Origin of the sequence: Novipirellula galeiformis (genome assembly GCF_007860095.1) — a bacterium.
GTDB classification, from domain to species: Bacteria; Planctomycetota; Planctomycetia; order Pirellulales; family Pirellulaceae; genus Novipirellula; species Novipirellula galeiformis.
Genome location: NZ_SJPT01000011.1, coordinates 69955 through 83349, shown reverse-complemented (window position 1 = coordinate 83349; position 13395 = coordinate 69955). Strand labels below are relative to the sequence as shown.

The 13395-nt window shown below is 55.5% G+C and carries 8 protein-coding genes; 7 read left to right on the top strand and 1 reads right to left on the bottom strand.

Translation table 11 applies throughout. The features are described 5' to 3' along the window. Positions 1-76 precede the first annotated feature (76 nt). From Pla52o_RS23280 to Pla52o_RS23255, 6 genes are all read left to right on the top strand, one after another. Positions 77-1564, top strand: a complete 1488-nt coding sequence (locus Pla52o_RS23280; protein ID WP_146597031.1) for an efflux RND transporter periplasmic adaptor subunit — start codon at positions 77-79, stop codon at positions 1562-1564. A gap of 135 nt (positions 1565-1699) precedes the next feature. Next, positions 1700-4900, top strand: coding sequence for an efflux RND transporter permease subunit (locus Pla52o_RS23275; RefSeq protein WP_146597030.1), 3201 nt, complete (start codon positions 1700-1702; stop codon positions 4898-4900). A 101-nt stretch (positions 4901-5001) separates the two neighbouring features. Further along, a complete protein-coding gene (locus tag Pla52o_RS23270; RefSeq protein ID WP_231612588.1) occupies positions 5002-5544 on the top strand; it encodes a hypothetical protein in 543 nt (180 codons plus the stop codon). Positions 5545-5557: 13 nt separating this feature from the next. Further along, positions 5558-8161 (top strand): fused MFS/spermidine synthase, encoded by a 2604-nt coding sequence (locus tag Pla52o_RS23265; RefSeq protein WP_197169455.1) that lies wholly within the window; start codon positions 5558-5560, stop codon positions 8159-8161. A gap of 47 nt (positions 8162-8208) precedes the next feature. Then, on the top strand, positions 8209-9237 hold the full coding sequence (locus Pla52o_RS23260; RefSeq protein ID WP_146597028.1) for an endonuclease/exonuclease/phosphatase family protein: 1029 nt from the start codon (positions 8209-8211) through the stop codon (positions 9235-9237). A 56-nt stretch (positions 9238-9293) separates the two neighbouring features. Then, positions 9294-9620 (top strand): hypothetical protein, encoded by a 327-nt coding sequence (locus Pla52o_RS23255; RefSeq protein WP_146597027.1) that lies wholly within the window; start codon positions 9294-9296, stop codon positions 9618-9620. A 30-nt stretch (positions 9621-9650) separates the two neighbouring features. Here the strand turns inward: Pla52o_RS23255 and Pla52o_RS23250 are convergent, their stop codons facing one another. After that, positions 9651-12089: an ATP-binding protein gene (locus tag Pla52o_RS23250; protein WP_146597026.1), complete on the bottom strand. Its 2439-nt coding sequence runs from the start codon at positions 12087-12089 to the stop codon at positions 9651-9653. 466 nt (positions 12090-12555) lie between these two features. Here Pla52o_RS23250 and Pla52o_RS23245 point away from each other — a divergent pair, with 466 nt between their 5' ends. Next, positions 12556-13395, top strand: coding sequence for a purine-nucleoside phosphorylase (locus Pla52o_RS23245; protein ID WP_146597025.1), 840 nt, complete (start codon positions 12556-12558; stop codon positions 13393-13395).

Genomic DNA, 13395 nt, shown 5'->3' with positions numbered 1-13395 from the left:
CTTGCGCCATGATCATTACATCCCGCTGCGCCCCTGGGGCATCCCTTTTCACTTACGTTATTATCGAGTTCGATTGATGCGACCCAATCTATCAAAACTGCCTTGGGCAGCGATCCGAATCGTCATGAGCGTCGTTATCGTCGTGGCGGTTGGTTTGAGCTATTCGCTGTGGTGGCCGCCGCTATCGGGATGGATCGACACGACACTTTCTGCGCAGCGAACCGCGAGTGCTGCCAACGAAAACGGACACGCAGCAGATGATGCCCCCGAGAGCGGCGTCGCCGAAGTGACCTCGTTGGAACTGACACCCCAAGCGAGGATGAATCTCGGGCTGACCCCCGAATTTCTAACCCCGATCGAATTGTCGAATTATCGCCGATCGATCACGGTGCCTGCGGTCGTCGTCGCCAAACCGGGACGTTCGTCGATCGTGGTCTCGTCGCCGCTCAACGGTGTGGTCACTCATGTCCATGCCGTGACCGGCGAAGCGGTGCAGCCAGGCGACTTGTTGTTCGAGGTTCGTTTGACCTACGAAGACCTAGTGGAAACGCAGACCGCGTACTTAAAAACAATCAGCGAATTGGAGGTCGAAAACCGCGAGATTGTGCGTCTCGAAGAAGCCACGCGATCGGGAGCGATTTCTGGAAAACAACTCTTAGAGCGGCGTTATGCCAAAGAAAAACTCGAAGCCTTTGCCAAGTCACAACGCGAGGCCCTCCGGCTACACGGGTTGTCGGATCGCCAAATCGAAGCGATTGGCCGAGATGGCAAGTTGCTGGGCGATCTGAAGATCGTCGCTCCCGATGTCGATTCTCATGCACAGGACGATGAGCTGCGATTGAGTCAAATTGCGGCCCATCCCGTCTCCTTCACCCAGTCTCTCGACACCCCGCTCCCCAAGGCCCATTCCTCGGAGCAAAAATTGCTTGTGATCGATGACTTACGGATCCACAAGGGGCAAGCGATTACGTCAGGCGAACGACTGTGCTCGCTATCCGATTACACCCAATTGTTTATCGAAGGCAAAGCGTTCGAAAACGATGTAACGGCAATCGCCGAAGCGGCACAACAAGGCTGGACCGTGGATGCCGTCTTCAGCGGTTCGACGGGCCAGCAGGTCGTCCGCGGATTGAATTTGGCGTTTGTCTCCAATTCGATCCATCCCGAATCACGGACCCTGTCGCTGTTCGTGGAACTGCCCAACGAAATGGTCCGTGACAAAACCAACGCCGAGGGGCAACGATTTGTCGCTTGGAAGTACCGACTCGGCCAACGACTTGAGCTTCGTATTCCAGTCGAGGAGTGGGAAAATCAAATTGTGTTGCCGATCGACGCGGTAGTAAAAGAGGGTGCGGATTGGTTCGTTTTTCAACAGAACGGCAAACACTTTACCCGGGTGCCTGTGCACGTTCGGCACCGCGACCAAAGGACGGTCGTGATCGCCAACGATGGCTCGATTTATCCCGGGGATGTGATTGCCCGCAAAGCGGCGCACCAGATGCAAATGGCCATCAAGAACCAATCCGGCGGCGCCATCGATCCCCACGCTGGCCACGCTCACTAAGGGAAGAAGAAACCATCGATCCGATCGTCCACCTCGTTCAACTCCCAACCCCCGAGATCTTTGCGAAGAAGCAAGGGTTGCAGTTGCTCGACTCCTGATTCCTGATTCTCCATCCCTCATTCCCCTCCCTTCCTAATGCTCAACGCCGTCATTCGCTTCGCACTTCATCAACGATTGCTTGTCATCGCAATCGCCTTGTTCCTGATCGGCTATGGAACGTGGCAGACGACGGTGATGCCGATCGACGTCTTTCCCGATTTGAACCGTCCACGCGTCGTGATCATGACCGAAGCCCCCGGGATGGCTCCCGAGGAAGTTGAATCGCTGATCACGTTTCCGATCGAAACCACCATGAATGGTGCCAATGGGGTCGAGGCGGTTCGCAGTTCCTCGGGCGTGGGAATGTCGGTGATCTATGTCGAATTTGCCTACGGCACCGATGTCTACACCGACCGGCAAATCGTTGCCGAACGGATGCAGATGGTTCAGGATCGTTTACCCCAGGGAATCACGACGCAACTCGCTCCGATCTCTTCGATCATGGGACAAGTTTTAATGTTGGGGATGTGGAGCGACACTCCCGACAACAGTCCGATGGATCTTCGCATGACCGCGGATTGGGTCGTACGTCAACGTTTGTTAACGATCCCGGGCGTGTCGCAAGTCTTTACGATGGGAGGCGAGCGTAAACAGTTTCAAGTCTTGGTCGATCCCGATGCAATGCTTCGTTTTGGAGTGACGTTGGCTGAGATTGAAACGGCGGTCGCCGAAAGCAACGAAAACGGAACCGGCGGTTACCTCGACAAACAAGGGCCCAATGAGTTATTGGTGCGTTCGCTGGGGCGGATTGAATCGTTGGACGATTTAAAAAAGGTACCGGTAAAGATTCGTGAAGGCCGACCGGTCTTGCTATCCCAAGTCGCCGAGGTCGTCGAAGGGGCGCAGGTCAAACGAGGCGACAGCTCGGCATTTGTCCGCACCTCCGATGCGGATCCTTCTTCGCTTTCCCCCGAGGACGCAACTTCGGACTGGCGGGGCGGGCCGGCGGTGGTGCTGACGATCAACAAGCAACCCGGTGCCGACACCCGCCGTGTGACCAACGACGTGCTCAAAGCGATCGAGGAATTGAAGCCGACGCTGCCTGCGGGAATGCAACTATCGACCGTCTACTCGCAAAAAGCATTCATCGACCGCGCTATCGACAACGTGGTCGAAGCGCTCCGCGACGGCAGCATCCTAGTCGTCATCGTGCTGTTCCTGTTTCTACTGAATCTACGCACCACCTTCATCACGTTGACCGCGATCCCGTTATCGCTGGTGATGACCGCGATCGTGTTTTCCATTTTTGGATTGTCGATCAACACGATGACGTTAGGTGGCATCGCCGTGGCGATGGGGGAACTCGTTGATGACGCGATCGTCGACGTTGAAAACATTTTCCGTCGATTGAAGGAAAACCGATCCAAGGGCAGTCCGCTGAACCCGTTGTTGGTGGTGTTTCGGGCCAGCACCGAGGTGCGCCGCAGCATTGTCTTCGGCACGATGATTGTGGTCTTGGTTTTCATTCCGTTGTTTGCCCTAGGCGGCATGGAAGGCAAATTATTTGTCCCGTTGGGGATCGCTTATATCGTTTCGATCCTCTCTTCATTGCTGGTTTCGTTGACCGTGACCCCCGTGCTTTCGTATTGGTTGCTCGGCTTGAATCAGGGCGGCGGCGAAGAGAAAGACGGTTTCATCTTGTCAGGACTGAAATGGGTGGCCGACAAGGTGATCCGATTTAGTCTCACCTTTCCACGCTTCAATTTGGGGGTAACCTGTGTGCTCGTGGCACTCGCCGCGATCTTTGTATCGCGACTCGAAAAGGATTTCCTGCCGCCGTTCAACGAAGGCACGATCCAGTTGAACGTGGTCTTGCCACCCGGGACATCGCTAGCCGCTTCCAACGAAATCGCGCAGTCGGTCGAAACGTCGCTGAAAAAAATCCCCGACGTGCAACGCTTTGCTCGACGAACCGGGCGTGCGGAATTGGACGAGCATGCCGAAGGCGTGAACATGTCCGAAATGATCATCGAACTCGATCCCAATTCCCCGCGATCACGAGAAGAACAACTAACCGAAATCCGCGAGGCGATGGACGGTTTCCCGCACATTGTCACAGCGGTGGAACAGCCGATTGCACACTTGATTTCACACATGCTATCGGGCGTCAAGGCTCAGATCGGGATCAAACTCTATGGCGACGACTTGGACCTGCTGCGTCAAAAAGCCGAACAGATCAAGGCCGATATCGAGCTTGTCCCAGGCGTAACCGACGCCATGGTCGAACCGCAAGTCATCATCCCTCAACTGCGAATCGAACTCGATCGCGATCGGTTGCTGCAATACGGACTCAGCGCCGCGTCGGTCAACGAATACATCGAAACGGCAATGAACGGTGTGATTGTCTCCGAAGTCCTCGATGGGATGCGCACATTTGACTTGTTAGTGCGGCTCAAGGAAGACTACCGCGAAGACATCGAAGAACTAAAGCGTTTGTCGATCCAATTGCCCGATGGAGGCACGATCCCGCTGTCGGGACTCGCAAAGGTTTACGAATCGGGTGGCCCGAATGTTGTGAATCGAGAGAACGTTCGTCGCCGCATCGTGATTCAGTGCAACGTGGCCGATCGCGGTGTGGTGGATGTGGTCAGCGATATCCAAAACACGGTCAAGCCCATCATTGCCCAATTACCCTCGGGATACTTCGTTGAATACGGCGGCCAATTCCAAAGTCAACAATCGGCAAGCCGAACCATCATGGCGCTGTTTGTGATCTCGATGATCGGCGTGTTCCTCGTACTCTTCACCCTGTTCCGCAGCGCCAACTTGGCATTGCAAGTCATGGCGGCGTTGCCGATGGCGTTCATCGGTTCGGTTGCGGCGTTGGTCTTGACCGGGCAAACGCTCACGATCGCCGCGATGGTCGGCTTCATCTCACTCGCTGGGATCGCCTCGCGAAACGGCATTCTCTTGCTACAGCATTACCTGCACTTAGTCCAACACGAAGGCGAACAGTTCACTCCCGCGATGATTGTTCGCGCCGGTCTTGAACGACTCGCCCCGGTGTTGATGACCGCGTTGACCTCCGGCATTGGCTTGGTCCCGCTGGTTTTGTCGGCCGGCGAAGCGGGCAAAGAAATTCTGTATCCCGTGGCCACCGTGATTCTAGGCGGTCTAATCAGCTCCACCATGCTGGACTTCTTCGTTCACCCCGCACTGTTCTGGTTGTTCGGAATGAAATCGGCCGAGCGAGTGGTCGATGACTCGAGCAACACAATTGAACTCGAGGAACTCTAAATCGACCCAAAATAATGCAGTACGAGACGCCCCTTCACAATCCTATCCTGTCCTCCTTCCACGTTCACTTCCTCCCTTTTTTTCACAGAAAGAAGATCCCCATGCGCATCACCTACTTCGCAACCATCACCGCGGGCCTAATGATGTTGACCACCGGCTGTGGCGACAAGACGGCCGACTCCACCACGGACACCAATCTGAGCGCATCGAACACCGAGGTCACCATGGACGGGCCTCCGCCCGCCACCGCCGACGTACACAACCATCCCAGCGAAGGGCCGCACCATGGTACGTTGGTCGAGCTCGGCAACGAAGAATTCCATGCCGAAGTCATTCACGATGACAAATCGGTGACCGTTTACATCCTCGATTCCTCTGCGAAAAAAGCGGTCCCCATCGACGCATCGGATTTGACGATCAACTTGTTACACGACGGGACTCCCGAGCAATTCAAGCTTGCCGCCAGCCCGGATGCGAGCGACCCCGCGGGCAAATCGTCTCGCTTCACCCTGGCCGATGCTGAGCTGGTCGGACACATCGACGACGATGCTTCCGCCCCCAAGTTGAGCGTCACCATCAACGGCACGCCTTATCGTGGCGAAATTCATCACGATCATGACCATGATCATGGACACGATCACTAACTCATCATTAACGATGCCCATTAAAAACGGCGAGCGTGTGTCGAAGAACAACAGCCAAGGAGAAAACGGCGTGATGGAACACAACCGATCCGCGTCAAGTCCGCGTTCCCCCGTTCCCTTGCTGCTCAGTGCTTCGGCGCGTCTGTTGCCGTTTTACCTGATTTTCACAGCATCGGGTTTCGCTGCCCTCGTTTACGAGGTCAGCTGGAACCGGCAATTGGGTTTGTTGTTCGGCCACACCTCTCACGCTGCCGCGGTGGTTTTGGCGGCGTACTTCGGCGGCATGGCGATCGGCTATGCCATCGGGGGTCGACTCGCCAGTCGAATGTGTCCGTTTCGCGGCTATGCGACTTGCGAACTGATCGCGGGACTTTGGGCGATTGCAATTCCTGTGTGCGTGAATCTGAGCACGCGATCCTTTCTTGATCCCCTACTGCAATCGAGTGATGCGAACCTGCAATTGGTCTCACGGGTGATCTTCAGCCTGTTGCTACTGGCGCCCGCGACGATCGCACTCGGCGCGACGTTGCCGATCATGAACGAGATGCTGCGTCGCTCGCTCACCGACTCGAATGACGGCTTCGGCCATCGCGATCGTTTGATACGTGCGTACGGATTCAATGTGCTCGGTGCCGTGCTCGGCGTGATCGCCGCATCCTCGGTGCTGTTGGCTACCGTCGGCGTCACGCGAAGCAGTCAGCTCGCTGCGATCATTTCCTTTGCCTGTGCCGCGGCTGCGATTCGGATGCGAAGCAGAGCATCATCGATAGCAGCGCCGACGACGGACCAACCGACAACCAAGGCGATGATCCCGACGTCCCACCATCCCGGCGATTCCGACACCCGTTTTTGGATCATGGCGGTGATCGTTTCGGGCGCAGGCACGTTGGCCTTGGAAGTCCTCTACACGCGGCTATTCAGTCTGGTTTTCCACAACAGCACGTATACGTTTTCGTTCGTGTTGATCGGTTTTCTGCTGGGACTTTCGCTCAGCGCGCTGGTCGTACGAAGGCTGCTCGTTCGCTTTTCGCCTAAAACGATCGTGATGGGGGGCAGTGGTTTCGCGGCGATCGCAATTTCCGTTTCGGTGTTTGGTTTTATCATCGGGACTCGCTTGGAATACTTTCGTGCCGGGCAAACCTTTGCCTCTTATTACTTAGGCGGCTTGTTGCTCGTCTTGGCAATGACGTTGCCGGTTGCATTTTCGGCAGGGGTGTTTCTGCCCTCGGCTTGGGCCGCGTACAGCAGCCAGGGGCAACTCGATAGCCGCGACGTGAGCCGTTTCACACTCGTCAACACGATCGCAGCGGCCTTGGGTGCAATCTTGAGCAGTTTTGTCTTGTTCCCCGCGGCAGGGCTTTGGAAGTCGTTTGCCATGGTTGCCTTTGTCATGTTGATCCCAGCGATTGCGTGTCTAGTCAACAGTCTCCGGCCGACACGAATTGCCATCGCCGTGGTCCTAGCCGGCATCAGCTGTCTGCCACTCGCGGTGACCAATCCCGAAGCATGGGTTCGTGACGAAGGGTCCGAAACGTTGCTACGCCGTTGGCACTCCAGTTACGGATGGATCGATGTGGTCCAAGACAGCAAGAGCGGCGTCAAAAAGGTGCGTCAAAATTTACACTACCGCTTCGGAGCCACCGGCAGCAACGCCACACGTGAATTTCGGCAAGCTCACTTGCCGTTACTGCTCCATCCCCAACCCCGCGACGTTGCCTTTCTCGGTCTCGGGACCGGAATGACTGCCGCGGGTGCCGTTCCGCATCGCGAGCTGCGGTCAATCGACATTGTCGAATTGATCCCCGAAGTCGTCGATGCGGTGCGCATGCTTGCCGAGGAAAACCGCAACATCGTCGATGAGCCGCGGACGACCATGATCGTTGACGACGCGCGTCACTTTTTGGCGACGACCGAGCAAACCTACGACGTCATCGTTTCCGATTTATTTGTCCCCTGGGAAAGTGAAACCGGCTACCTGTACACCGTTGAGCAATTTGCGTTGGCAAGAACACGATTGCGCGAATCGGGTTTGCTGTGCCAATGGTTGCCACTCTATCAACTCGGGACCGACGAATTCCGCATGATCGCGGACAGCCTTCGCAGTGTGTTTCCCCACGTGACGCTGTGGTGGGGCCGATTGCACGGGTCGCGTCCCATTTTGGCGTTGGTGGCTTCCGAGCATGGGCTGCGAATTAACGAAAGTGAAATGCAACAACGCTTAAACCGTTTAACGGCAACCGGTCAATTCGAGGATGCTTCCTTCGCCACGCCCACTCGAATCGTCGAGTGGTATGCGGGGGATTGGCCGCGACACGAGGGAGCTCGCTTGAACACGGACGAGCATCCCTGGGTCGAGTTTCATTCACCAGTGTCCCACCGCAGCGGAAACCTACTTCGTCGCAACATCCTTCGAGACTTTCTAAAACAAACGCTCGAAACCAATCCAGACGACTCAATGACGTATTTGCAAACGCCCGATTCGCCACCACCGAGCAATCGCTCGTGGCAGCGTACGGTGTTGTTCCCCGAAGTCGAAACCGTGTCGCGAGGGACCGAAGCAAGTTTTGAAGTTGGGTTATTTCCGTTTTCCTCAGCAAATCATACCCCGCAGCGTTAGCGAGGGACCGAATCAAGAGAAAGATTCCCTCGCCTACACTTCGAGTTATGAAAATCACACTCTCGATGACGCATCACGATGCTCCCCAACCCGATAGCGAAAACAACCTCTTCAGGGAGACGCATTCCGATGGGCGACTTGTGAAGCGTTCCGTCGCAAATCTACTGGTGGCGATTTCGGTTTTCTCTCTCGTCACGATGATCGCCGGAATGTTGGGGAAGTGGCATTTTTTGCTGGATCTCGCCAGCCACCTACGCGTCCAGGCAACAATTGCGGTGTTGGCTTCGGGAGTGATGTTGGCGATGCTCGGCCGCAGACGCGTCGCCACCGCATGTGTGCTAGTTGGCATCGGCATGGCGACCACCCTGACGCCATACTACTGGCCACCGAAGCCCATGACCGGCAAGACGTATCGATTGATGACCGCAAACGTACTGACTCGCAATACGAACAAGAGCTTGGTGTTGCAATCGATCGATCAAATGGACCCTGATTTTGTCCTCTTACAAGAAACCGACAACGCTTGGACCCAGGCGATCCAACGAGGCTTACACCAGAAGTATCCTTATCACCGACTAGAGCCTCGCGATGACAACTTTGGCATCGCAATGTTCAGCAAACATCGCTGGTCCAAATGCGAGGTCATTTCGTTCTCACCGGAGATCCAATTGCCATCTTTGATTGCGGAATTCCAGCTACCCGACGGCACCGAATTGCAATTAATTGCCACGCACCCCTTACCACCGATCCGTCATTCGACATGGACCGCTCGCAATCGTGCGTTTAAGGGAGTTGCCAAAGAGGTGCAGCAAAGGGGGAGCCATCGCACGATCGTGGCAGGTGACTTAAACAGTACGCCATGGTCCTATTGGTTTAAGCGGTTGTTGAAGGAATCGGGCTTACGCGACTCCTCACGGGGACAAGGATTGCAGAGCACATGGAATCCGACGTCATTACCGTTCCCGGGCCTCGCGATCGACCATGTTTTGGTTGGATCCGAGATCGAGATTGCGGATCGCATGGTCGGCCCCTCGATCGGTTCGGATCATCGCCCCGTCATCGTCGACTTTCGCTGATTCAGATCCGTTGTAAAAACGCTTCCAAGAGCAAACAACCCGCTACAATGCGTCTCATGAATATCGAACGCCCCATCATTCCACGTCAAATTGTTCCGCGTCAAATTGTACCTGGCATTTCGCTTAACGCTGCGGGACACGCGACGATCGATCCGTCGGTCCACGATGCCTTGTTCGACCTCGCCCTACGCCTTGAAACGCCAACCCGTTTGCCCGTCGATTTCGAGCATGTGGTCGCGGCAATCGTGATGGCCGCACACCAAAACGAGATCGATGCGGGCCGCTCGCTCTCGGCGGATGACACGGGCTTGATCGAAATCTTAACCCCTCATATCAAATCCGTTTTCGCACGCTACGGCGGTAACGTTGGCAGCGACGAGTGAGCGGCGATCGTTGACCAAGTCGTGACGCATTCAGAAGAGCCTGGTTGCGATGCCGCTTGAGTCGACTTGCCATGGAGTCCAAACGATCATCGGCTCGGTCACCTTTAGGTCGCTTTTGCGTGGAGCAATGACCGTGGTTTCGAGCTCCAGATGATTGACATCGTACTTCTCATTGAAGACGGCGATCTCTTCTCGCAGTTCCTGGTCGAGCTCGGTCATTTCCAAGGCCAGCGATCGAGCGGTGTCTTCGGCTCGCGTGACATCGGCGCGCTGTTGTGCTGCCCGCCCGACTCCCCGTGCGGCCGTGGACATTTTTGAAACGTTCGTACGACTCGCCATCTTTTTACCAAGAAAGGCACCGACCAGCGAAGCGCCAAACGACAACACGGTGGACAATTTCGCTTGGGAGTACTGTGCTTCTTCCACCGCGATTCGATCGTTGGCCGCTTGGATTCGCTTGTCCAACGCTTTCATCTTGCCAGCAAATTTGTCACGAAGTTTCTCCACTTGCCGATCGCGTTCTTCGCGGGCCGCTTGCTGGAAAGAGGTCCTCGCATCGGTTTCGCTGACTCCCCCCGGAGCGTAGCTGCGTAGCAGCGAACTTTTGTACAACGTCATCGTGTGATGGCGATACAAGTAATCCTTGAACTGTTTTTCATAATTCTTGAATCGCTTAGCGTTCCGCAACCCGTTAGGTAATTCGCTGAACGCATAATCACCGTCGGGTTGATCTTCCAGTTCGATGTCGCGCGGAACCAATTCACTGGTTTCCCAAAGCTCTTCGGGGACGCCGTTACCACAGCGCACCAATAAGCGAACGTCGCTCCAAACATCAAGGTTGGCCGAACTGCGGATGTGGTGCAACGTTCCTTCGGCATAAACCGCCGCTCGATAGACTAAACGAGCGTCTGCGTTCGCCCTCTCGGTGGGCACCAGGAATCGCTCGTTGATTCCACTCGGGATCACTGGGCGCGTTGGAGCAACCGGCTCCTCTTGGATCGATTCTGATTTTTGTTCTCGGTTTGTTTCGTGAAGCAACCTTTTGCGTTCGGCCATCAAGCGGCCGATTTGGTCTCGCGCGAGCGGTCCGGCTAGAAACGAAAGTGCCCAACGTGTTTGGAACGTGCTAGGGGCATCGTCGTGGACGTTGTTCATCAAGAACACACGATTGCCGAGCGAGGCGAGTTTCTGTTCCATCGCGGCTCGATCGAACGGATGTCCCGATTGGACGGCGGATCCCTCGAGCCCTTCGAGCACGCGTGCCTTGTCGCGTTCGGTTTGCAATCGCCCGAGGAACCAAGTTCCGATGTTCGACAACCCTTTGTAGTCGAGATCGACGGGGTTTTGCGTCGCCAAGACAATCCCCAAACCATAAGCACGAGCCTGTTTTAGCAGCGTTAGCATCGGCGGCTTGGAAGGCGGATTGGCAACCGGTGGGAAGTAGCCAGCAATTTCGTCCATGTAGAACAACGCTCGTAAAGAACTCGTTCCACTCTGAGTGCGCATCCAAGCGAGCAATTCGTTCAGCAGGATGGTCAGAAAGAACATCCGTTCGTTGTCATTAAGGTGGGCGATCGAAAGGATCGATACGCGTGGTTTGCCATCGTCGGTATACAGCAGCTTCGAGATCGATAGCGGTTCACCATCAAGCCAAGTCGAGAACGCGGGCGAGGCAAGCAGATTGTTCAGCTGCATCGCCAACTTGGCGCGGTCCGACGGCGGCATAAACGAATCCAAGTCGAGGACGCCAACACGTTGGATCGGAGGTGATTGAATCAATCCGATCAGCTCGCCGACATTGACGTTTCGGCCCTCTTGCCAACACACACTGAGGATCGTCGAAACCAAAATGTGCTCACGCGAGAGCAGCGGATCGGCATTGATGCCCATCAAGGTCAGCAGCCCCGAGGCGGACCCTGTGATCCGTTCACGCATGGCGTCCGAATCGGCCAACACTTCCGGTGGTGGTGCATCAAAACTCTTGAGCACGGTCAGCGGAATGCCCGCATTGCTGCCGGGGGTGTAGATGGCGATATCGACGCTGTTGCGAAACTTGGCAATGCGCTCGCCGTCCTGCCCCCATTGTGCGAGTCCCTTCCGCCACATCGCAGCCTTGTCTGTCGCGAGTTGGTCGAGGGTCACCCCTTTGCGAGTCGCTTCCCCTTGCTCGAGCCACGGCTTGAAATCTTCAGAACGGAGCTCGGGAAAGGTCAATAACAAGTTGGCCAAGTCGCCTTTGGGGTCGACACAGATCGCGGGAATGCCGTCGATCGCGGCTTCCTCTAAGAGCGACAGACAAAGCCCCGTTTTACCGCTGCCGGTCATCCCCACACACATCGCATGCGTGCACAGATCTTTGGCGTCGTACATTAACAAATCGTCTTTGAGTTCGCCGCGGGCTAACTCGTAATGACGACCGAGGTAAAACGACGCGAGCTTCTCGAAAACATCGGGGGAGGGAACTGGCATAAGAAAGGCGATGTCCTTCGATTAGCAAGTCAATGGAGAATCGTTTGGAAAATTTGGGACCTTGGGGAAGATCCCTACGTTGTTATTTTGTCGAACGGGTTAGCGAATGTACTCTCTGGCACCATGCTGCTACTTGGTAGTGCGAATCGCGATTCACCAGTTAGGGGTGAAGTTCGCTGTGCAGTGCAATCAAGAGACAAGTGCAATCAAGAGACAAGGTTCACGCAAAGCGTTCGTGGGAAGTGGATTGTCGATACTTGGGAAGTCCACGGCGCCGTTGGGAGTGCCGCGAACTTAATGGTACTTAATTTTAATCGAAACAAAATTTTAACCGAAACAAGTCTGCTCGCAGACTATGCTCGGGCGCGCTATGATACCGACCTACCGATGGCAAACGCTACGATCTTTTTCCATTGATCGTAGCACAACCTGAACTGATCATTGACTCATTTTTGACGACACCCCCATGCTCGATTTATTTGACAAGATCGAAGACGCTTGTAAAAAAATTCGCAGTCAGTTTGCGAAAGTACCCAAGGTCGGTATCATCCTGGGCACGGGGCTCGGTGGACTCGCCGAACAAATCGAAGTCGAAACCTCAATCGAATACGGGGACATTCCCCATTTCCCGACATCGACGGCGACGAGCCATCGAGGACGGTTGGTATGCGGGCAACTTGCTGGCGTACCGGTCGTGGCCATGGAGGGCCGTTTTCATCAATACGAAGGCTATCCACTGAAGCAAATCACGCTTCCGGTGCGAGTTTTCAAAGCCCTCGGCGCCGAGATGCTGATCGTCAGCAACGCGTGTGGCGGTTTGAATCCCTACTTTTCAAACGGCGACATCATGGTCATCGAAGACCAGATCAATCTGATGGGCGATAACCCGCTGATTGGTGTCAACGACGATCGCCTAGGACCTCGCTTTCCCGACATGTGCGAACCTTACGATCAACAATGGGTTGACCGTGCAATGGAAATCGGGCGACGCGAAGGCATTCCCGTCCACAAAGGGGTCTTTGTTGCCGTGACCGGCCCCAATCTAGAAACTCGAGCGGAATATCGGTTCTTGCGCATGATTGGTGCCGATGTTGTCGGCATGAGCACGGTGCCCGAAACGATTGTCGCGGTGCACTGCGGTTTGAAGGTGGTCGGTTTGAGCGTGATCACCGACATGTGCTTGCCCGACGCCCTGAAACCCGCCGACGTGAACGAGATCATTGCAACGGCAAATGCGGCCGCGCCGAAACTAGAAACGATGGTTCGCGAAATCGTCAGCGAAGCGGGACAAGTCCGGATCGCGTAA

Excerpts from the sequence above, each read along its gene's own strand:
- Pla52o_RS23280 (WP_146597031.1), top strand. The coding sequence starts at position 77 with ATGCGACCCAATCTATCAAAACTGCCTTGGGCAGCGATCCGAATCGTC.
- Pla52o_RS23275 (WP_146597030.1), top strand. The coding sequence starts at position 1,700 with ATGCTCAACGCCGTCATTCGCTTCGCACTTCATCAACGATTGCTTGTC.
- Pla52o_RS23270 (WP_231612588.1), top strand. The coding sequence starts at position 5,002 with ATGCGCATCACCTACTTCGCAACCATCACCGCGGGCCTAATGATGTTG.
- Pla52o_RS23265 (WP_197169455.1), top strand. The coding sequence starts at position 5,558 with ATGCCCATTAAAAACGGCGAGCGTGTGTCGAAGAACAACAGCCAAGGA.
- Pla52o_RS23260 (WP_146597028.1), top strand. The coding sequence starts at position 8,209 with ATGAAAATCACACTCTCGATGACGCATCACGATGCTCCCCAACCCGAT.
- Pla52o_RS23255 (WP_146597027.1), top strand. The coding sequence starts at position 9,294 with ATGAATATCGAACGCCCCATCATTCCACGTCAAATTGTTCCGCGTCAA.
- Pla52o_RS23250 (WP_146597026.1), bottom strand. The coding sequence starts at position 12,089 with ATGCCAGTTCCCTCCCCCGATGTTTTCGAGAAGCTCGCGTCGTTTTAC.
- Pla52o_RS23245 (WP_146597025.1), top strand. The coding sequence starts at position 12,556 with ATGCTCGATTTATTTGACAAGATCGAAGACGCTTGTAAAAAAATTCGC.